This is a genomic window from Romboutsia sp. 1001713B170131_170501_G6 (assembly GCF_015668195.1).
Taxonomy (GTDB): domain Bacteria; phylum Bacillota; class Clostridia; order Peptostreptococcales; family Peptostreptococcaceae; genus Romboutsia_C.
This window is the reverse complement of sequence record NZ_JADPFC010000001.1, coordinates 898063-919833: the sequence shown is the minus strand read 5'-3', so window position 1 is coordinate 919833 and position 21771 is coordinate 898063. Positions and strand designations below refer to the sequence as shown.

At 30.1% G+C, this 21771-nt stretch carries 28 protein-coding genes; 1 reads left to right on the top strand and 27 read right to left on the bottom strand.

What is annotated here, in order from left to right:
• Positions 1–95: 95 nt before the first annotated feature.
• The 3 genes from I4U89_RS04625 to I4U89_RS04615 form a co-directional block, all read right to left on the bottom strand.
• On the bottom strand, positions 96–512 hold the full coding sequence (locus I4U89_RS04625) for a PH domain-containing protein (protein WP_195938775.1): 417 nt from the start codon (positions 510–512) through the stop codon (positions 96–98).
• 101 nt (positions 513–613) lie between these two features.
• The gene (locus I4U89_RS15815) at positions 614–2500 is read right to left on the bottom strand and encodes a cell wall-binding repeat-containing protein (RefSeq protein ID WP_195938773.1); all 1887 of its coding nucleotides are present in this window, start codon (positions 2498–2500) and stop codon (positions 614–616) included.
• A 258-nt stretch (positions 2501–2758) separates the two neighbouring features.
• Positions 2759–2947 (bottom strand): hypothetical protein, encoded by a 189-nt coding sequence (locus I4U89_RS04615; protein ID WP_195938771.1) that lies wholly within the window; start codon positions 2945–2947, stop codon positions 2759–2761.
• A 503-nt stretch (positions 2948–3450) separates the two neighbouring features.
• Between I4U89_RS04615 and I4U89_RS04610 the strand changes: the two genes are divergently transcribed.
• Positions 3451–4317, top strand: coding sequence for a hypothetical protein (locus I4U89_RS04610; RefSeq protein WP_195938769.1), 867 nt, complete (start codon positions 3451–3453; stop codon positions 4315–4317).
• Between the two features lie 33 nt (positions 4318–4350).
• Here the strand turns inward: I4U89_RS04610 and I4U89_RS04605 are convergent, their stop codons facing one another.
• From I4U89_RS04605 to I4U89_RS04495, 24 genes are all read right to left on the bottom strand, one after another.
• Positions 4351–4719 carry a hypothetical protein gene (locus I4U89_RS04605; RefSeq protein WP_195938767.1) on the bottom strand — a complete coding sequence of 123 codons (369 nt, stop codon included), beginning with the start codon at positions 4717–4719 and terminating at the stop codon, positions 4351–4353.
• Between the two features lie 435 nt (positions 4720–5154).
• Positions 5155–5961 carry an N-acetylmuramoyl-L-alanine amidase gene (locus I4U89_RS04600; RefSeq protein WP_195938765.1) on the bottom strand — a complete coding sequence of 269 codons (807 nt, stop codon included), beginning with the start codon at positions 5959–5961 and terminating at the stop codon, positions 5155–5157.
• Position 5962: 1 nt separating this feature from the next.
• Positions 5963–6250 carry a hypothetical protein gene (locus I4U89_RS04595; protein ID WP_195938763.1) on the bottom strand — a complete coding sequence of 96 codons (288 nt, stop codon included), beginning with the start codon at positions 6248–6250 and terminating at the stop codon, positions 5963–5965.
• 48 nt (positions 6251–6298) lie between these two features.
• The gene (locus tag I4U89_RS04590) at positions 6299–7222 is read right to left on the bottom strand and encodes a tyrosine-type recombinase/integrase (RefSeq protein WP_195938761.1); all 924 of its coding nucleotides are present in this window, start codon (positions 7220–7222) and stop codon (positions 6299–6301) included.
• Positions 7223–7322: 100 nt separating this feature from the next.
• The gene (locus I4U89_RS04585; protein ID WP_195938759.1) at positions 7323–7640 is read right to left on the bottom strand and encodes a hypothetical protein; all 318 of its coding nucleotides are present in this window, start codon (positions 7638–7640) and stop codon (positions 7323–7325) included.
• Positions 7641–7755: 115 nt separating this feature from the next.
• A complete protein-coding gene (locus I4U89_RS04580) occupies positions 7756–8307 on the bottom strand; it encodes a CD1375 family protein (protein ID WP_195939254.1) in 552 nt (183 codons plus the stop codon).
• 7 nt (positions 8308–8314) lie between these two features.
• Positions 8315–9460, bottom strand: a complete 1146-nt coding sequence (locus tag I4U89_RS04575; protein WP_195938757.1) for a hypothetical protein — start codon at positions 9458–9460, stop codon at positions 8315–8317.
• Between the two features lie 11 nt (positions 9461–9471).
• Positions 9472–10167: a hypothetical protein gene (locus I4U89_RS04570; RefSeq protein ID WP_195938755.1), complete on the bottom strand. Its 696-nt coding sequence runs from the start codon at positions 10165–10167 to the stop codon at positions 9472–9474.
• Positions 10168–10184: 17 nt separating this feature from the next.
• Positions 10185–11096 carry a hypothetical protein gene (locus tag I4U89_RS04565; protein ID WP_195938753.1) on the bottom strand — a complete coding sequence of 304 codons (912 nt, stop codon included), beginning with the start codon at positions 11094–11096 and terminating at the stop codon, positions 10185–10187.
• A gap of 4 nt (positions 11097–11100) precedes the next feature.
• Positions 11101–12210, bottom strand: a complete 1110-nt coding sequence (locus I4U89_RS04560) for a siphovirus ReqiPepy6 Gp37-like family protein (RefSeq protein ID WP_195938751.1) — start codon at positions 12208–12210, stop codon at positions 11101–11103.
• A 4-nt stretch (positions 12211–12214) separates the two neighbouring features.
• Positions 12215–13099: a phage tail family protein gene (locus I4U89_RS04555; protein WP_195938749.1), complete on the bottom strand. Its 885-nt coding sequence runs from the start codon at positions 13097–13099 to the stop codon at positions 12215–12217.
• 14 nt (positions 13100–13113) lie between these two features.
• Positions 13114–16383, bottom strand: a complete 3270-nt coding sequence (locus tag I4U89_RS04550) for a phage tail tape measure protein (RefSeq protein WP_195938747.1) — start codon at positions 16381–16383, stop codon at positions 13114–13116.
• Positions 16380–16502, bottom strand: coding sequence for a hypothetical protein (locus I4U89_RS15810; protein WP_279311297.1), 123 nt, complete (start codon positions 16500–16502; stop codon positions 16380–16382). Before I4U89_RS15810 ends, I4U89_RS04550 begins: the two co-directional genes overlap by 4 nt.
• A gap of 67 nt (positions 16503–16569) precedes the next feature.
• On the bottom strand, positions 16570–17016 hold the full coding sequence (locus I4U89_RS04545; protein WP_195938745.1) for a hypothetical protein: 447 nt from the start codon (positions 17014–17016) through the stop codon (positions 16570–16572).
• 55 nt (positions 17017–17071) lie between these two features.
• Positions 17072–17695, bottom strand: coding sequence for a hypothetical protein (locus tag I4U89_RS04540; RefSeq protein ID WP_195938743.1), 624 nt, complete (start codon positions 17693–17695; stop codon positions 17072–17074).
• The gene (locus I4U89_RS04535) at positions 17688–18044 is read right to left on the bottom strand and encodes a hypothetical protein (protein ID WP_195938741.1); all 357 of its coding nucleotides are present in this window, start codon (positions 18042–18044) and stop codon (positions 17688–17690) included. The genes I4U89_RS04540 and I4U89_RS04535 overlap by 8 nt, the downstream gene beginning before the upstream one ends.
• Before the next feature lie 9 nt (positions 18045–18053).
• Complete coding sequence (locus I4U89_RS04530; protein ID WP_195938739.1) at positions 18054–18395, bottom strand: hypothetical protein; 342 nt, start codon at positions 18393–18395, stop codon at positions 18054–18056.
• A complete protein-coding gene (locus I4U89_RS04525; RefSeq protein WP_195938737.1) occupies positions 18395–18751 on the bottom strand; it encodes a hypothetical protein in 357 nt (118 codons plus the stop codon). The genes I4U89_RS04530 and I4U89_RS04525 overlap by 1 nt, the downstream gene beginning before the upstream one ends.
• Positions 18748–18999 (bottom strand): hypothetical protein, encoded by a 252-nt coding sequence (locus I4U89_RS04520; protein ID WP_195938735.1) that lies wholly within the window; start codon positions 18997–18999, stop codon positions 18748–18750. The genes I4U89_RS04525 and I4U89_RS04520 overlap by 4 nt, the downstream gene beginning before the upstream one ends.
• 7 nt (positions 19000–19006) lie before the next feature.
• Positions 19007–19117: a Rho termination factor N-terminal domain-containing protein gene (locus I4U89_RS15975; RefSeq protein ID WP_334298960.1), complete on the bottom strand. Its 111-nt coding sequence runs from the start codon at positions 19115–19117 to the stop codon at positions 19007–19009.
• Positions 19118–19151: 34 nt separating this feature from the next.
• Positions 19152–20201 (bottom strand): major capsid protein, encoded by a 1050-nt coding sequence (locus I4U89_RS04510; protein WP_195938733.1) that lies wholly within the window; start codon positions 20199–20201, stop codon positions 19152–19154.
• 18 nt (positions 20202–20219) lie between these two features.
• Entirely contained in the window at positions 20220–20531 is a 312-nt protein-coding gene (locus tag I4U89_RS04505; protein WP_195938731.1) for a hypothetical protein, read from the bottom strand.
• A complete protein-coding gene (locus I4U89_RS04500) occupies positions 20531–21151 on the bottom strand; it encodes a phage scaffolding protein (protein ID WP_195938729.1) in 621 nt (206 codons plus the stop codon). The genes I4U89_RS04505 and I4U89_RS04500 overlap by 1 nt, the downstream gene beginning before the upstream one ends.
• Before the next feature lie 172 nt (positions 21152–21323).
• Positions 21324–21635, bottom strand: coding sequence for a hypothetical protein (locus I4U89_RS04495; RefSeq protein ID WP_195938727.1), 312 nt, complete (start codon positions 21633–21635; stop codon positions 21324–21326).
• Positions 21636–21771 lie beyond the last annotated feature (136 nt).

Here is a 21771-nt window from a genome sequence, read left to right as displayed (position 1 = left end):
TTCTAATACATACTATGAGTTTGTGTGCAGAAACTTACCTGTCCAATTAAATTTTTTATAATAAATAAAAAGTAGGTCATCTAGACCTACTTAAATTAAGCATTAACCGCTATATATTCATTTATTATTCTATACATTTCTTTTGTAACTACACTTGGTAATTGTATCATACATTTTTGTATAGTACCTTTTAAATCTATAGTTATTAAATCATAGTTTAATTTTTTTATTATTCCTTCACTATATTTTACAGAAGCGATATTGTTATAATAAATGGAATCAACTTGTATGCCTTTTAACTTCTTATTCATAGCTTGTATGATTATTATTCTCTTCTCTGTAGCGAAGTAACTTTTAAATTCCAATCTTCCATCTACAATAACTGTTTCTCCCTCTAATAAATATTCCTTAACCTTTTCTTGTAGTTCTATATGAGTTTCTAAACTTTTTTTATTCAAGTCTTTTAATTCAACCGGAATATTTTTATCTTTCTTTTTACCAAATCCAAACATATTATTTTCCCCTTACTAATCAATGTCAACTATAATTATACCAATTTTTTACATACTAATAAATACATAAAAAAATAGGTGGGGATATAACCCCTATTTTTTTATTTTCTAAAACAAGTCTTGCAAGCTACGTAGCCCTTTTTCTTAGCTTCACTTTCTGTCATTTTTATAGCACCTTTCATACCATGTGCTGTTGCTGTTTTATGATACTTATTAGATGAGCTACTTCCACCATTAGCATAAACTGCTTTCTCAACTGGTTGATTATCTTCTCCATTATCTGGAGTGTCTGGTTGAGTCTGAGGACCACCAGCTACTGCCTTCATATCTATATTGTTACCATTACTTGTCATAATTACATGGCCATTTTTATCTGTTCTCCATACTTTAGAACCTATACCAAATAATCTATTTAATATATTTTGAGTCGGATGTCCGTAACTATTTTCTCCAACACTTATTACTGCATGTTCTGGCTTAGCTTTATTTAAAAACTCTTGTGTAGTAGAAGTATTAGATCCATGATGGCCTACTTTTAATACATCTACATCTGGAACTAGATTTTGACTAACCATGTCTTGCTCTGTTATAGCTTCAGCATCTCCTGTTAATAGTACCTCTGTATTATTATAGTCTAATAATCCAACTACACTATCTTCGTTATTATCATTATAATCTTTTGCAGGGTGAATGAATTTTAAAGTTGCACCACCACCACTTATAACTGTACCTGGTTTAGAGTCTAGTATTTTGCACCCTTCTGTATTAGCTAAGCTTAGAACATTCTTCCAAGTTTGAGTGTTATGTGGTGCATCTACAGGATAGTAGAAATTCTTAACATTTAACTGTTTAAATACCTCTTGCATACCTCCAACATGATCAGCATCTGGATGAGTAGATATTAAATAATCTAAATCCATTCCTTTTTCTTGACTATTTAAATAATTTACTACAGTACTTCCATATTTACTTTCTCCAGCATCTATTAGTATGTCTGTTCCATCAGGCATTTCTATATATGTAGCATCCCCTTGACCAACATTTATAAAGTGTACTTCTATGTTTCCACTTAAAACTATTCCATTAACAGCATTTATACATTCTTGTATTATAGATGGATCTATTCCCCCTAAAGCAGTAACTTTTGTAGCTCCTTTTAAAATACTCTTATCACTGTTGTTGTGAACTAATACAATCGGAGTATTTTTTGCTATTGTAGATCCTGTTAATGCATCAACTAAATTATATGCTTTAGTTATATGGAACTCTTTAACTCCAGGATAAAACTTATTTATTATTTTTTTATTAGTATCAAATCTGTCTGTACCACCTAATCTCTCTGACTTAGTATCTTGAACTAAGTTATCACTCATATTTGTTTTTCCACCAATAACATAACTCTCTATATCCTTAGCATTAAATGGTATACTTTGCCCATTAGTTAGTATTATAGGTGCATTATCTCTTACTGCTACTGGTGCAACACTCATTGCATCGGGCTCACCTTTATATGCATTTGTTAAAATAACTTTATCTACTTTAGTTATTTCACTTATTTCTTTAGCTACATTATAGCTAGTCTGAATTCTATCAGCTCCACCTAATCTCTCTACTACTATACCTTTTGATTTTAATTCCTCTTCAACATTTTTACTTACTGTACTTTCTGAACCTATTATGTATACTTTATTTACTCCTTTTAACTTATTAAGAGTATAGCCAGGTATACTATCTTTTTTAGTTAATAATATAGGTGCATCTACTGCTCCTGCTAATCCACTAGCACTTAAACCATCTGCTAATGATTTATCACTATTTACCAAAATAGCTGTACTGTAATTTTGCTTACTTGCTATCATAGCTGCAGTTTCATATCTGTCTTTACCTTGAACTTTATCAATGCTAGATAAAGCATATGCTCCTGGTACATTAGATATAACTATTGAGAAAGACAACCCCAAAGCTAATAACTTTTTGCTTATTTTCATATATTCCCCTCCGTTTTATGTAAATCACTATGAGTATACAATACAATGTATGTCGATTTTCATAAAAATATGTATGAAAAATGTATTTTATTAGACTATGTTAGCTTACTTCGTAATAATTATAGTATATAAATAACCACACCTTAGTATTTCCAAGGTATCCAAACCTAAGATGTGGTTGTTTTTCTAATTTACTGTAAATTGTTCGCAATATATTAATATTATTCACTAAATTTACTCTATAAATTGGAATTTGCATTACTTTGACTCTTTAAATACCAATCCTACTGTATTCGATACAAATATAGATGATGCAATTAAAATAGCTACTGATGTTCCTCGAATAAACAAATTCTCAACATAGTAACATACTACACCAATACCCCAAATCATTGAAATTGTACTTAAAATTAAAGCTATGATGCTAATTATTTTTAGTTTTTTCATTCTTATCCCCCTACAAATTGATTATGTTAATCTAACCTTCAAATTCTTAATTTTATCTATATGTTATCAGATGTATTATTATTTTACATTATATAACAATTGTAAACTTTGATTATATTATACAAAATATTCAATTATTTTCCAATTCCAAAATAGTTTGATTAACTTGAAATAAAATTACTTATTTTAAGTTAACTCAATGAATCTATTTCTAATAGTAATTCTAGTTATATATGTTTCTTAAGTGGCTACATTTATGAGAATATCCTTTATTCGGTCAGTTTTTGTGCATATCAATTAAAGGTATCAATAAAAATAAATACTCATCAAGAAATTTTATGTAATTATCAATAGAATTTCAACATTCAAATTGTTTATAAAATTTAGTTTACTTAGTCAATTATATTGTTGAAAATTGCGATAAAAAATAATTTACTGTATAAATTTGTCATGTTATACTGCTTTACAATATAAATATTAGTTTACAGGAGGAATGAAAGTTCATGAAATCAAGAAAATCAAAAATTATAGCAATGGGAATTGTTTCATCAATGATCTTTACACCTATAGCAAATATTGTTTATGCAGGTGAAATCTCAAAAAGTGATAATTTAGTGTTAAGTCAGGGAATTAATGAGGAAAAGTATATTAATGAAGATTTGCTGTTAGGAGGATCAATCAATACTTTCTCAAATGAAAATCTTTATGAACAAGTAAAAAAAGATTTTATCTCCAAGTTTGGAACAGAAGACGAATTTAAATTAATCGCTAAAACTAAGGAATTCAAAACGGAAGGTAACGGTTTTACTGGTCAGTTAAGAGTCACAACATATGATAATGCTGGTAATGTAGAAAATAGTATTATTATAGATTATTTAAAAAATGTTAAGAAATATAGTGAAAATCTAGAAAATGAAAATAATGAATCTTCCTTATATGCTGAATCCTATGAAGTTAGACCTATAAGAACAGGGGGACCTGACCCATTTAGTTTTTATGTAAAAAAAGGAGGAAACTATAAATCAAAATATAAAATGCATGCTACAAGTTATTATGGAAAGAGTAAGACATGGTATAAAAACTCAAGTTGGAACACAGGTTATACTGCTGGACTATACAAAGAAATAAAAAATGGTAGAGAAAATGTTAATAATATTGCAAGTACTCTAAGCCCTGGAGTGAGTGTAGGGCAAATTCTAGCAGCATTCTTAGAATATATAGGTCCTGTTGCAGCAGTTCCTGGCCTTAACACTGTAATAGCAATATTAGCAGCATTTAACCTAGGGTCATCTGCTGTAAAAGTTGCAGGATATACTTTATCTTATCTAAAAAATGTAAATGTAGCTCAATACAATTATATTAGAATATAAAAAATATGAGCCGATAACTATATAGTTGTCGGCTCATATTTTTTTTATACTAGAATTAATAATATTACCATTTTTATCTATGTTATTAATAAGTTGTAAACTTATTGTATCCCCTATATTTGAGTTATTGTATAATTCATAATCATTAATCTTATAATAAGAATCTTTATATTTTAATTCTATAATATAGGAATCAGGATATTTGGATGGTAATATGTTTCCACCTATCTTTTCAAGTTTCCCTTCCACAAAAAATTTATTAACAACTTTCATGGGAACGACATTTGTTTTAGTGTTTTTGATTTCTAACTTCTTTTTAACTTTATCAGTTAAATCAATTAGCCATTTTATAAAAAAATACAAGGTTCCAAATACAATAATTATTATCCAAAATATGTCCATGGTTACCTCCACATACTAAATTTTTAATTTATATTAAAATAAAAAAGAGGCTGTATAAAATAATAACAGTCTCTTTTCTAGGGTCGTTAACTTATACAATTTGTAGATTGTAAAAACATACACTACGATTTGGAAATTATAATATTATTAATAGTATAATATAACAATATTTGACAACAATCAACAATATAAATTTATTTATATATATTAATATATTATTTTTGAAATATAATTATTTATAAAAAAAGAAGTGACTATTCTACTTAGGAATAATAACTTCTTTTTGGTTTAATGATGTTAATAAAAAATAAATATAAATAATCTATTCCCATTATAAAAACATTACAAATAACAAGGATTATTTATTATTTTATCATAAATATATTTTGAAGTCAAATATTCTAAATTAAAATTATTAGTTTTTTTATTATAACTTTATTTACCTACAAATTTCAAACAGTTCTTTATCGTATCATACCTATCTGAACCGGCTATAGATGTATATTTTTCTTTTGTATTCATTTTATCTAATTCTTGTTTAGCAGGACCACCAATAACAAATAGATTAGTTCCTTCCCATGCTATATGATCTTTTACATTTTTAACAATACAATCATCTTTAGACCAACTAATTATTTCTGCGCCAACTTTATCTATATCATTTCCATATAAGATACAATTTTTATACTTCTTATTTTGTATGTCTAAGTTCTTATTTAAAATACCTTCTGCTATCTTTCTAGCTATTAAATCTTTTTCATGGGCTTCATCTGCCTTTTGATAATCTTCTTTATTATCGCAGAAGAAAGCTTCTACAAGTATTGCAGGACAATCTGTATCTCTTAATATGTATAAATCAGTTCTCTTTTTTATACCTCTATCAATAAATATATCATCTAACTTGTCATTTACTCTTTGAGCATATGGCTTACCTCTATCTGAATAATACAATACTTCTGTTCCTTTAGCAGATCCATTAAAAGCATTTAAATGCAACTCTACCAATAAATCATATCCTCTTTTATTAACTTTACTAAGCTTATATGCCTTTTCTTCATATGCTTTATTAAATTGTCTTTCTGGACATACAACAACATCTACTGTATGTTTTTCTTGTTTAAGGTAGTTAGCTATTAATGTTGCTAATTCTTTGCAATATTTATATTCTTGTACATATCCACCAGCACTTGTACAATTTCCATTCTTTAAAATAGAATGCCCTACAGTTATCGCTATCTTCATACTATACACCAACCTTTTCTAAAATTTTATCTACTTTTGATTCTGTTCTAGTTACACCCTCTTCTACATTTTCAACTCTAATAGTTAAACTTGTTATACTTTCTGCATATGTTTTTGAAGTTTCTGTAAAAGTTTCGACTGACTTTCTAAATAACTCTCTATCTTCTTTTTGATTTTCCATGTTTACTTTACGTTCTTCGGCTCTCTCTTTCATAAAAGTTGTAAATAGATATCCACCTATTAACCCCACTATTCCAAGTCCTGCAAATTCAGATATCATTTGCTCCATACAATACCTCCATATTAAAAGGACCAGGTAAATACCTAGTCCTTAAATTTATAAATTAACACTATCTTTAATGTTTTTTAATTTTTTCTTATTAGTCTGTAAATATATTTGAGTAGTTGAAGTATCTTGGTGATTTAATATATTAGATACTGTCCATAAATCAACCCCATTATGATATAAAAGAGTTGCTGCAGTTCTACGAAGACTATGAGGAGCTAATTTAGGTATACCTATAAGTAACCCTGCTTGTCTTACCCATTTAGAAACTGCTGCTTCTCCTGCTTGCTTATACTTACCATGATATTTTGTAATAAACACATACGGAAGATTTATATTATTATCCTCGTAGTATTCTTTTAGCTTTAGAAGTTTATTTTTTATATCCTCTGAGATATACAATGTAACTTCTTTTGGACCTTTCTCTATAACATAGATCTCTCTTTCATCAAAGTCTATATCTGTCCACTTTATATTTCTTAGAGCATTTCTTCTAGCTGCTGTATTGATTGCAAGTAATACAAATGTTTCAGCAACAATATTATTTAACTCTGGAAGTTTAGATTTTAATTCTTCTACCTGGTCCATTTTTAAAAAATGCTTCTCTCTAACAAACATCTTTTTACGAGGTCTTTCTACATCATCAAGAGGATTTACCTTTACTTTCTTTTTCTTTCTTAAGAAAATATAGAAACTACTTATACATGCTGCTCTTCTTTGAATTCTAGATGCCTCATTACCGTTCATTTTGCAGAACATAAGATATTCTTCTATATCTTCAGATGTAACATCCTTATAAGTTTTATCCTCTTGATAGGTGTTGAGAAATCTAAACCATTGAAAAAGATCATATTCATATCCTCTGATAGTTTTCTCGGATATTCCTTTTAATTCATTATGACCTTTATACATGTTGTAAGCCATTAAGTTTTGTTCATTGATTTTTCCTTCAATGCATATTTTATTCTTTGCCATATCAATTAACCACCCTTACTATATTGCATTATATAAAGATTGTTACTAACTTATAACTTAATTAATATTTTTTATTTTCTAAGCATAAAAAAAGAGACATTCAAGGTCTCTTTTTCTTAATTAATGATTTAATATAATTTTCAAAATCTTCTACATCATCACTAGTTTTAAGTGTCTTTATAATAGTCTTATCTTCTGATTTGCTATAAAATTTGCATATATTGACTTCTAGTTTATTTGAAATATATTGTTTACACTCCTCTATAACAGGTCCAACGTAGTATTTATATTTTGCATCTCCTTTTAGACTATTGTCTAAAATTGATATTTTAGTAAAATCACCAAATTTTGTTAAATTTAAATCTATACTATCCTTGGTTTTATTTTTAAAAAATATATCATTTATTGATTCTCCCATTTTAGACAACTCCTCTCTCTTATGGTTATATTAATATTTTGTTTCTATTATAATTATATTCATATTTTACGTTATAATTACCTATTTTTTTACAATAAAAAAGAACCTCCTGGTCCTACTTAGTTAATAAATCCAATTGTGTTTGAACTTGATCTCTTATTATCGCTGGAACTTGATCTATTGTCTTAACTCCCTTTAATATTAATGTTACATATACTTCTACCATACTACTACCTCCTAAATTTTTATTTTTATTTTTATTTTCTATATCAACACTCATAGGTGCAGACATCGTTAATATCATTTCAAATACTTCTGTTGTTGCTAACATATTAGATAATATTTCTTCATTTTGTGTTTCTTGTTCACCTTCTAAAATGGATATTTTATTAGCTTGTTCCTCTAAAGTTATTTGTTCTTGTTGTTCACTTTTAAATTCCTCTATAAGCTTGTTTAATTTTAATTGACATACTTCTTCATCAGTTTGATCCAACATATTCAACTCAACTCTTAGGTTCTCAACTAGAGCATGTACAGTTGGTCTACCATTGTTAGTGAAAAATACAACTGTGCCATCCTTGAAGGATTTATCACTATCTAAAACAACACTCGCTTTGTTACCATTTATACTACTTACTTTGTCCCATATAAAAAATCCATTTATCATTTATCTTTTACCTCCAAGTTTTTTCAATATTATAAGCTATTGTCATAGGTTTGCCTTTTTCGATACCTATCACAAGTCCGTCGTGTACATCTCTAGAAAAACGAATACCTGTAGATTCTATAAAATTATTACTTAGGAAGGTACTTGTTTTTGCATTTATATCAAGAGCATATACATAAGTGTTAAAAACGTATAGAATATTATTCTTGTAGACCAAGTCATAAGGGTATACACCCGAAGTTTGACTTGGGAAATATAAAACCCTTTCAACCGTATTAGTTATTGGATTAAACTTATCTAAAAATGTATTACTGTTATTAGTTATGCTATACACAAAGTAAATTAAATCATCAATTACAATTGAGTTACCTCTAAAAGCATAGCTACTTACCTCCCCTGCGGCTTCACTAGTACCCGTAGTGTGGTTAAATTTATACATTCGACGTGAGTCATTACCTTGGAGTAAATAAGATACCCCTTTAAAATATACAGGCTTAAAGTAGTCCGCACTTATACTTGGTGTAAAATCTGAATCTTCGAAAGTTCCTGTAACGGTATTAAATGTTCTTATCTTAGAAGAACCATAATTATAAAATATTTTACCATTACCCCAAGATGAGTATTGATATAAATTAGTTACATTAAAAGAATCAATAACTCTTATACTTGAATCTTGCAAATTAAATATACCCATCGAAGATCCGGATTTATAACATACTAATTGGTCGCCTAGACTATAAAGTCGATTATAATCATCTAATTGCGGCACCCTTCTTCTTATATATAAAGCCTCAGAAGTTTTATCAAAGCCACCTATATTAGGAGGTAACGCATATATATTACCAACTTTATCTATTAAAGTTGGTATTTTATCACTAGGTAACACCTCTACACCCTTTTCAGTTACTGTGTTTTGAAAAGTTTGTGTAAGCGTATCTATCTTAGTTCCCATAGTTGCGAATGTGTCCGTATTTGCTAACGGTGAGCCAATAGCGTTCGCAACTATATTTTTCCCGTTATTGGCACTCTGCTTTAAACTTTTTAATTCTTCCTCAACACTTTTACCATCACTTGTGAATACAACTTTTGCATCTGTGTGTGGATGATAAACATTACCCTCATGGTCCTGTATTTCAACTTTTTTTATAGACATATTAGCACCTCCTATCCTATTATTTTAAAAAATAATTTACCTTGAGTAGCCGAACCTAAACTTGTACCAATACTTACACCAGCACCATCTTGTCCTGCTGGTCCTTGTGGCCCTCTATCTCCTTTGTCTCCCTTAGGGCCTTGTAAACCTGTATCTCCTTTAGGACCTTGTACACCTGCTGGCCCCCTTTCTCCTGTTGCACCTTTTGCTCCGTCACTTCCTCTTTGTGATATTAATTCCCAATAAGTAGTATTCGTTACTGCTTGATTTGTATTAGAAGTTTTACATCTATAAGTATTCCCACCACTTGTTACTATATCTACATAATTAGAATCACAAACATATGCGACAGAGGAACTCCAAGCACCTTTAAATCTCATTGATGTACCTGTATTCCCTTTTGCTCCTTGAGAACCTGCATCACCTTTATCCCCTTTTGGTCCTTGTGGACCTGCTGGACCTTGAGAACCAGTTGCTCCTTGAATACCTCTTTCTCCTTGTGGACCTTGTGGTCCAACTGTTCCCGCAGGACCTCTTTCTCCTGTTGCACCTTTTGGTCCTGTTAATTTACCAGCATTTAGCTTTTGTTGGAATGTTTCTCCGTCAGCGAATGTGACTGCATCTGCTGAAGTAACAACATCAACTTCCTCTATAACTGCTCCTGTTTCTTCATTCAACAGTTGTACTCTAACTTTTTTAAATCCCATAATATAACCCTCCTAAATTAAACTATTTTTATACCCATATTAGGACTTACTTTTATATCTCCACTTACATTAGAACCGCCTGTGCTTTGTTCATCCGTTACTATAAAATAGAATGTCTTATCTTTTCTAATTATATTTTTATCTTGTGTAACTACTATGTTTACTTTATTTAAAATACTTGTTTCAACTGTAGAACCATCTGACATCAATATATTGTCAGCAGTTAATCCATTTCCAACTTTATTTTCTAACTCTAGTATTCTATTAGCTAAGTTTCCTGCTACATCTCCATCTAATATTCCTTTTATAGTATTAAACCAGGTATTAAAATCTAATTCCCACTGTGATGTAGCCTTATCCATCCAACCTTTTACATCTTGACCAACTTCATCTATATATGCTTCTAACTTATTAAACAATGTTGTTGTATCAATAGTTTCTACTGTTTGTGTTACTACTCCGCAGATTGAGCTATCTAGTCTCGTGTCCGTTATTTTACTTTGCTGTATAGATATAATTCCATTTTCAACTAATATATCAGAAACACTTATTTCATAAGCATTGACTCCACGTTCTAAATTAGGTGCCACAGGCTTGGTAGAGAATACACCTTTTTTAATATAAGCCTTTATTTCTCTTTCTATAAAATCACATCTTAATACAACTCTATCAATCCTTTTTAATGCACTATCTGCATGTTCTACTGTTAGTATTAAATTATCTGTATTATAATACATATATCCATTTATCCAAGCTGGACCAGGTAGTAAAGTTACTGTCATATCTCCATTAGCTATTACTTGTAAATTAGTACTTGGATTAGGAAAAACACCATTGCCTATAAATGTGCTAAAGTACTCTGCAAAATCAGTACTTTTATATTTTCTATCACCATTTAGAGATGTAAAAAAACTAGATTTTTCTGCCATACTATCACCTCATTCTTTGCTTTATTTTATCTATTAAGGTTAGTATATTACTACCTATTTTTATTTCTATATTTAATCCCTCTGTATCATAAGTTTCTTCTATACCTACAATTCTTTCATGTAATACTAGTCCCCATTTTTTATTTATAATGCTAACTTTATCCCCTAAATCAAAGTCTTCTCTATATTTAAGATTATTAGCATTGTCTAATGTACAATCAAAAGTTTCTATTCTAGTGCATCCACTAAGTTTTTCTTTTCCCCTAGCTTCTAAAAGTTTGTTATACTCCGATAAAGGTATGCTAACTTCATTATCGCCTTCTTGTTTAGTATCAGATATATCTCTAGCATCAACAAATAACTCATATCTATTAAGCCCACTATTAGAAGCTCCTAAAGATAAAGTTTTTCTATTTTCATTTTCTCCAGCTCCTGCAACTAAAACCATATTTCTATAGTTATTGTCACTATCTACATACTTTTGATTAGATACATTTTCAAATTCTGTACTAAATATAGCTTTTGAATTTATTTCTTGATTAATAGTTCTGTCTAGTCCTTGGTAAACTTCAAATATGTATTTCTTATTTTCTAAATCCAAATCAATTCTATAACCTAACTCATTAGCTTTAGATATACTTTCTAATTCTTCAAGTAATGGTTTGTAATGGCTCATATAGTCTATTATAGGTCCTAAATTATTATTAGTTCCTTGAATAAGGTTATCTATCTTTCTATTAACTTCTGTTGGATTCATACAGTGTCTATTAACATAATTCCTTATAACAGTTTCTGTATTTCCTTTTTCTAACTCTTTATATAAAGTTATTCTTCTATCTATCCATTTAGCTAAAGAGTATCCTTGTACTACTAATACTTCTATACCATCTTCATTTTCTTCAAGTTCTCTATGATCTATATACATAGCTTCTTTTGTATTATCATTTTTAAGAAGTATATTTCCCTTTTTTAAGAGTTGGAACTGGTGAAAATTAGGTATTATTTGCATAGAAAAAGTACCAGGTTTATAATAATTACGTTGCCATACTAAACAATCATAATTATCTATTGTTCCTAGTACTGTAAAGTCTGAGTCTAATACATATAGCTCCATATATTTAAACTCCCAAGTAATAGTTTGTGTAATATATATACACTTCTAATTGTTCTATCATAGTTTCGGCATCATACCTTATAACATTATCACCTACATCTAACCATATAAAACTACTACCTAAATCTAAATTATTAAATATATTTGTAGTTACACCATTTAGATAACTCTCAACTCTTTTATTGCCTTTATGTGTAGTTACTGTTATCTCTTCACCTTCTTGCATTGTGTGATTAATCTTAATATATTCTTTAGTGTAAACATTGTATATACTAGGATTTTTCAACTCTGCTTTAGCTTTAAATACAACTTTTATAGGAGTTTCTGCGTCCCCAATATTAGTTATATTAGTTACTATAGAGTTATTTTTTATAGATAATTCTTTTCCTTCTTCTTCTATTTCTAAATCAAAAAAGAAGTTTCCTATATCATTCCCAAAATCTACTCTATTTTCATTTATATCCTCGAAGTAAGGTAATGGCATAGATAACTGAATTTGAAAACCTACAAGTTCATTCAAGGATTCATAGTCATCATCAAATATAGGAGCTTGAATAACTCTTAAGTTACTTGCACCTATTAGTTGATTAGAGTCTGTATATATTTTCATATGTCCTTTCAACTTAGGATTGAAAGCATTGTATAATTTTCTTTTCAATATATATCTTTGTTGTTCATTATCAACCTCTAAGTAACAATTAAGGGTTAATACTCTATCTTTCAATATAGTCTTATATATACTTATACCATCTTGATAAGCGCTTTTAGAGCTAACTATATCAGCTTCTAGTCCATCAAAACCTTTTACAGAAAATAAAAAAAGAGGGCCATCACGATTTAATACAATAGATAATCCTCTTTCATTTTCATATTCTATTTTATTTATCATTCTGTACCTCCTTTCTAAAAACCTAATTGCATAGCTAACCTTCTCATTTGTATTTCATCTTGTTTCTTTAATTCCCTTATACTTACAGGCTTAGGACTATTATATGTATTATTTATAGTTATTTTCTTTTCCTCATTTCTTGTTTCTTTTTTTCTAGACTTACTATTATCTTTAAACTTTAATATTATTTCTTTCTTTATTGAACTTACAGTAGTTTCATTTGCTACTTGCCCACTATAAAAAGCTGTATTTAGATTATCATTAGCTAGCATAGCTCTTTTATAAATATCTTTATTAAGTATACCTTTGCTTAATGAAGCAGGAGCTTCTTTTTGTACTTTAACCTCTGTTGTAGTTTTTGTTATATTTATTTTTCCTGTTATTGGCACTGAATAAGCATTTCTAATTCTATTCCAGTCAGATATTGCATTGTCAGCCATTAATCTCGTACTAGTTGTAACACCCCTATACATATTGCTAGCACTTGTTTTTGCACTGCTAGACATCTTTTCAGCAGAAACTCTTACACCATTATACATATCAGTTCCAGACTGTTTTGCTACTTCTGCAAGCTTAGTAAATGACTGTTTTGCACCATTATACATATTAGTAGCTTCTTGTTGAATACTTCTATTAGCTTTTTTAAAGTCAGCATCTGTATCCGTTGCAACCTTAGAAGTATTAGCCTTAGCATCTTTGGACATTTTAGACATGTTTTGTTCTACAGATTTAGCACCTTCCGCAGTGTTCTTACTTGCACTAGAAGCAGCTTTTTTCGTATTTGTGTCTGTATCTGTTGCTATTCCTTTAGTATTTGTATTTGCCTTATCTTTTGCATCTTTTGTATTCTTATCTACATCAGTAGCTAAGTCTTTTGTATTCTTAGATGCTTTATCTTTAGCACTTTTAGTATTAGCATCAACTTTAGAACTCATATCTTTAGTAGCTTTATCAGCCTCATTAGACATACTATTCATATGATTAGTACTTTCACTTCTAAGTTGATTTATAAGTGTAGATCCATCGATACCCATACTATTAAAATTATTTAATATAGCATCTTTCATTTGTTGTGTATTCATTGATCCGTCTAAACTTATACCACTAAATATACCGCTCCATGTTGTTCCCATGCTAGTTAATTGAGTAAAAGTTTCCTGGTCCATACCTTTTAATTCAGCTACTACATTATCAGCCATTTCACTAGCACCTTGTTGTCCTATAGTTTTAAACTGATTAAATACATTTGTAGCAGTTTGTTTAAATGCTTCACCTTCAATTAGCATGTTTTCATTTATTAATTTTAAGGCTTTATCTATATCTTGTTGAAGTGTATCTGCGCTAAATTTACCGCCAGTAGCCATACTTTCTAAGTTAGCTGTAAACTTTTTAGTAGCTTGCTCATTATCCATCTTTGTAGTTATTCCTTCAAATAACACTGCCATACTATCAGATGTACCTCTTAAAATTGTAAGAGATTGTTCATCTAAGTTTTGCATGTTCTCTGTAAAGATTTTAGCTACTTGACTAGCATTATCTCTTGTAAGATTAGGTAATTCTTGCATAGCTAAATCAAAAGTATTAACTACTCCCTGTAAATCTTGTTGAGTTGAAGCCTTAATTAGTTCTAAGGCACTTGATGTTTCTGCTACTATATTACTCATAGCTTTTGCAGTATTATTTTCAACTTTGGCCCATCCTTCTTTGACTATATCATCTACTTTGCTAAACTTACCTGTTAATATAGCTCCTATAGCTTCTGCTGCAGTAGTTATTATTATAATCATGTTTCCAAATGTCAACTGAACAACTCCTGCTATAAACTCACATATAGCGCCTAAAATAGTTCCAAATACACCAAATTTCTCTTGTAAGAAGTTTAGAGCATTTGCATTATCACCTATAACAGCTATCAACCCAACTGCAGCTGCAACCAATGCTCCTATTGCTATCGGTGTAGCAGTTATAGCTCCTGTCAATGCTAATGTGGCCGTTTTAGCCATGCCAAATCCAGTTACCATATTTGGTAACATTGTAAGGAGAGTTCCTCCTATCATTAACATCGGACCAATAGCAGCAACTAATCCACCAATAGATATAATAAGTGTTTGAGTTCCTTCATCTAAGTTATTAAACCATGTAAGAGCATTTGTTAACCACTCTACTACACCTTGAAATATAGGTATTAATCTTTCACCGATAACAATACAAGCACCTTCAAAAGCAGATTTTAAATTATCTATAGCTCCTTTTAGGTTATCTTGCATAGTAGTTGCCATATCTTTGGCCTTACCTTCTGAGTTTGCTATAGCCTCTGTAAGTTTATCAAAATCACCTTCACTTGCATTTACAATAGCTGCCCAACCTGACATCGCTTCTTTACCAAATATAGTTGCTAATGCTTGTGCTTGTGTCGCTTGATCTAATCCTCCTAGTGTACTTCTAAGATTCTCCATAGTGCCCATAAGGTCTACTGAGCCATCAGAATTTTTAACAAGTTCTACCCCATACTTGTTCATAGCAACTTGCATTTCTTTAGTGGGTTTTACTAAGTTAGCGAGTCCAGCTCTTAATGCTGTTCCTGCTTGTCCACCCTTTATTCCAGCATTCCCCATAAGCCCTATAGCTACAGATAAATCATCCATTTCTATACCTAAGGTTCCTGCAACTGGTCCAACATACTTTAACGTTTCTCCCATAAGCTCAACACTAGTATTTGAGTTTACGCAAGTAGCTGCCATTATATCAACAAACATACCTGTATCTTTTGCAGTAAGTCCTAATCCTGTAAGTCCATCGGTTACGATGTCGGATGTTAAAGCTAGATCTGTTCCTCCTGCAGCTGCTAAATCAAGTATACCTGGAAGACCGTTCATCATATCTTTTGTTTTCCAACCAGCCATTCCCATATAACTTAAAGCATCTGCTGCATCTCTCGCACTAAACTTTGTAGTAGCTCCCATATCTTTAGCCATATTTTCAAGCTTTTTCATATCTTCACTAGTTGCACCACTTATAGCTTGTACTTTACTCATTCCAGCTTGAAAATCTCCAGCAGTCTTTATAGATAAAGCTCCTACTCCAAGTAGAGGTACTGAAACAAACTTAGTAAGATTAGCTCCTGCACTTTTCATAGCACCGCCCAAGGCTTCCATTTTCTGACCGCTAGTAACAGTATTATTATTAAATATATCTAGCTGTTGGGTAGCTGTTTTTATTCCACTTTGAAATCCTTTTATATCTAAGTCCAAATACCCCATTGCAGTACCTGCATTTATACTCATAGATTTCCTCCTTTCTCTAGAGCCATGTCTAGGAAAGTCCTTCTTGTTCCATCTTCTTTAAGTCTTTTTTCATCAAATATAACTGTATCTTTATCTTCTAGAGCTAATTGAATATGCAAGCATGCTTCGTTAAAACAAAAAGCTGTATATGTATTTGTAATTCCTAGAATCTCACTAGGGAGTTTATTATAATTCTTTGCTTGTGCTATTATTCTTAAGACTTTCTCTGAACGCACGAAATCGTTCTAACCTACTTGTATCTCCTATTGCATACTCTGCAATCATTGATTTCTGAACTTTATTTAACTCTAAACCAACTGATTCAAAATCACCAACACTAGGCTCTATTAAAGCTTGTTTGTAAACTATTTCTGTAAATTGCTCTAAATTTTTAACAGCCCTTTCATACTCCTTACCTTTCATTTCATGACCTTTTTGTTTCTTATCAAGTATCTTTTGAATCTCTAATAAAAGAATATTAGGCAATACATCACATTGTACTAAATCAGTTAATGATACTCTTTTTACCTTTACATTTAATACAGACATATCATCAAATCCAGGTATTTCTATAACTTCACCGTTTGCTTTCTTAGCTATCTGTTTTAATTCTTCTAAACTTGTTACTTGCATATTAATTCCTCCTTAAAATAAAAAAGATAGAGAATCTAATCTCTATCCTTATGAACTACTTCTTTTTTTCTGTTTTTAATGGCTCAACTTCTTCATAAAAATCATAACCAAATGCTCTTACTCCACTTGGTAATACATCAACTATTTCTAAAGTATATGGTTTTTGACCTATAGCTGGTCTAGACTTAACCTTGTATTCGTTAGAATAATATTCTCCATCCTTTAGGTTTACAGGTACATTTCCACCTTTACAGTTAGGGAATGTAAATTTAGCATATTCACCTGTTGCTCCATCATCTCCAACTATTTCAGAATATACTATAGTATCAAAAGCAGTTAAATTAGGTTTTGTACCTATTGCTGGAGGTTCGTACTTTTTGAACTTTCTTGTTTCTGGATCATATTCTATTGTTCCACCTTGTGCCACTTGCATAACTTCTGGTGACATAACATTATCTTTAAATGTTAAATCATATCCTAACATTAAATCGGGAACTTCCTTTTTAGCTATTAATTGATTTTTTATTATTAGTTCTTTTGCTTCACCTTCTTTAATAACTTCTTCTGTTTTTATTTCATCTGAAGTTTGAAACGATAAAGTCTTTGGAGGTTGTTCTTTAGTTACTAATTGTACTAATACAACATCCGTTAATGGTAATTGTGTAAATTCATTAGCCATTTAATCTACCTTCTTTCATTTTTATTTTTCTATAAGTATAAGAAGTCATATATGCTTTTTTATCATCATCAATAATAGTAGGCATAGGATCTATAACTCTATTTACCTTTTTAAAGTATCGCATTTCTCTTTTTAGCTCATCTGTATAACTACCCATTAAGCTATAACTACCCATAGGATAATAAACTAATATTTCAACTACATCATTAATGTAAGATGTTCCAGCTATATCACTTTCTCCATTTTCTTTTATAACTAAATAAGGACTTGAGCATGTTCCTTGGTGTTGACCAATAGAATATACATCAAATCCTTTTTCTTTTAAATATGTATACAATTCTGCAAACATAATATCACCTTATTTTAATATATTTGCTAATCCTCTTATTGCTTGAGGACTTATTAAATCAATAGTTGGCTTAACTATTGCATACCGTTTTTCATTACAAAATTCAAGGTATACACCATAACTAGCACCATGACTCAACTCTACTCTAGCTACACTACCATGCCATTTCCAAATCCCATTAAGAGTTTGGTGAGCCTGACCGCTTCGAGGTGTCCATTTATAATTAGTCTTTGCATGAGCTTCCATTTTCTTAGCTACACTATCTGCATATAAACCAACTGCTGCTTTAGTTTTAATTTCTCTTTCTGCTAGACCTTTCATAAGTCCACTAGCATTAAATTTAAAACTCATTAACATTCCTCCAGGAGCATATCAAAGTAAATATTTAATCTATTTTGATTTCCTAAGTCTTTTATTTTATACTTAAGATCATCAAGCAAGAAATAATCATTTTCTTCTATCTTAATAGTTTCCTCATCATAGATAAGCATTAAAAATTTTTGTTTATTTCTTTTAACTTCACCTTTATCAGTAGTAATAGCATTTATCATATTGTTCCCTTCATGGTAAAAGCCTTTTACAGAGCATATAAGGTCTTTTCCTCCAGGCTCTCCAAACTCATTTTTAATATCTCTATAAATATCAACACAAGTTGGAAATTTATCTATTACCTTCTTAACTTTAGGCTTTATTTTATTTGCTATCATAATATAATGCTCCTTTTTTTAGGTTTATATTGCTTAGCTAGTCTAAGCCAGTATTTACTGTTATTCGCTAATTGCAATCCGCCTGGCAATACTATACTATCATCTTCAGATTTTAGTAATAGACATTCATAAGTAGTTTTATCTAAGTCATTATTATTTTGTTTTAAATAATAAGCTAAATCTTCATCAGTAAAAAAGGGAGAACTTTCCTCCCTCAATCTAATTTTAAGTTCTTGAATTTCTCCCATATAACACCTACTTTAAAGATTTTATTAAATTAACTTTTTTCATAGAAGAATAACCTTCTATCCCTTTTTCTTTAGCTATATTCCTTAATTCAGCTACTGTTAAATCTTCTAGGTCTATGTTTTGCTCCCCTAAATCTATGTTTAGGGTTTGATTAGGGTTTAACTGTAGCTATAACTATTTCATCAGCTCTTTCGAAGCTTGGTAAAGCTATCATAGATACTTTAGTATTTACATTCACAGGGTCAGTTTGCTTAGTAGTTGTTATAGCTATACCTTGCTTAACAATTTGAACTTCTGCATCAGTAGCTCCACTCATTAAGTCAGATTCTTCAGGAGTTGTACCTAACCAAGTACCTCCTAAATCACCAGCTGGTAATAATGTAAATACATCATCTTTAAAGTAATTTGTAACTACACCAGCTTCAGATTTATACTTTTTAGAATTTATAGCTATAGATATATTTAACTCTTCTTCTATAAACCTTTTAACTTTCTCTTTAGTTATAGCAACACCTGTATTTATACCTTTTATTGCATTTATTATCCCTGTATTTTTAACTATATATCCAAATGTCTTAGATGTACATATTGCTCTAGTTGGTCTTGAACCAGTTCTGTCTTCTGCATCATTTAACCATTTTTCTATGTCTCCTATTATATCTGCATCAACTAAAGACCAATCAGTAGATACTTTTTGAGAAACATCTAAGTTGTAGTCATAATCCAATGGCTTATCTACTCCATCTACACCTTTTGCCATTATAGCGATTTTACCTTCGCTTAATAACTGCATCCTCATTCTTTCAAGTTGAACTTCTGCTCCTTCTAATAAAGTTGTAGTATCATCAAAGATATTTTTAGTTATTAAGTCTACATAAGGTTGATTGGCTGGATTACCTAATAATTTATTCAATTCTTGCCTATCACTCTCTTTTACTAGCATGGCTTCTTTAAAGAAAGGCATTTCAGTTTGTACATCTGCAAATCCTATTCTATCTCTTAATTCTGCCTTAGCATCAAATCCACTTGATTTTAAAGCTACAGGTATGCCCTTAGACCCTTTTATCCACTTTAGATCTAACCCTAATTTTTTCTTTACCGGGAATAATGTTTCTCCTATATATGGTGCTCTCTCTTTTTGCATTGTATTATAATAGGCACCTATTTCTTTTGCCTTTACTATATCGTATATTGTCTTCATATTAAACGTCCTCCTAAATTATATAAATTTTATCATTTGTAAAGCTGTTATAGCTGCTTGATCTGGTTGAGCTGGTAACTTAGTTTTATCTATAAATCCATGTATAACTAAAGAACCTGTTGCATCTCCATCAGTAACATCTACATCATATAAAACAACACCTTTAGCAGTTGCTCCATTTTCAGGCAATATAGTTCCTGCTTTAACTATTTTTTTACCATCTACCGTAGTTGAATTAGCTTGTGTTAATACTATCGCCTCAGCTACAAAATGATCGTACTTTAATATTTCTTTCCTATTTGAGTATTCAGTAACTCTTATTTTTCCCATTATTTACTACCTCCAAAATAATCATAATTTGAGTTTATTTCTGTTGATTGCTTAGCTAATCTTTCTCCTAAGCTTTCTGTTGCTTCACCTTTTCCACCAGGATTACGATTAAAGTTACCTAATCCACCTGAGTTACTTGGTGTTGATTCTTCAAACCATTCTGAGTAAGTTTCAGATAAAGTTTTAAACTGTTCGTCTAGACCTTCAATGGTACCATCTTCTTTGATAGTTAATTTTTCTCTATCAAATTGTGTTTCAAGAAGCTTCTTATATCTATCATCAACCTTTGCTAGCTTAGAGTTGATTGCATTATTTAGAGTTAAGTTTCTTATCTTAGCCTCACTATCTTTTTTCAGAGTCTCTATTGTAATCTCATGATCTTTAATAGTTTGTTGTAAAGTTTCATTGTCTTTGTTATTCTTTTTTAAGTCCTCAATAGTTGTATTAGCAGTATTTAGCTGACCTATTAAATCATCCTTTTGAGTTTTCAACTTAGAGTATCTTTCATCTATATTTTCTAATGAAGTTTCATAAACTTTATTTTCCTTCATAGATGCAGTTATTTTGTTTATCTGTTCATCCGATAAACCTTGTGCTTTCAATATTTCTATTAATTTCATACTATCCTCCTACGATTTTTACGACTTTTCATGTCCTAGAGTTTCTATATCTCCTGTTCTTTTACATCTAGCAGTAATATAGATAAAAGATAAAAGGTCGGTTATAGCATTACTAAGTCTGACTTTCTCCTCATATATCTAGGTATGTGATCAATAAAAAAGCCTTAGATTACTAAGACTTTCGTATTTCATATTTTAATTTTAACTTGTCCATATTTAATCCTATTTCTCTTTTAAGCTTCTTAAATTCCTTACATAATTTTTTATGCTTTTTAGAGTCGATTTCACTTTCACTTATTTTATTTTGTATTATTCTAATATACTCTTGCTGCTTTTCTATTTGTGCATCTAGATAATATATAATGTATTTACTGTCACAATGCGGGCAAATGAAAAATACTCTTTTAACATCATTTATGACAGGTTCAATTTTTACTTCAATATCAAAATCTTTTTCACATTTATCACAATTAATTTGTTTCATATTTAAATAAACTCCTCCCCATATTCACTAAACCAATTATCTAACTTACTATTTAATTCTCCATCTATCCAAGATCTAAGCTCCATTCCTATTTCTTCTAATGACATAGGTATTTCTGGAATAGTTGTGCAAAGTC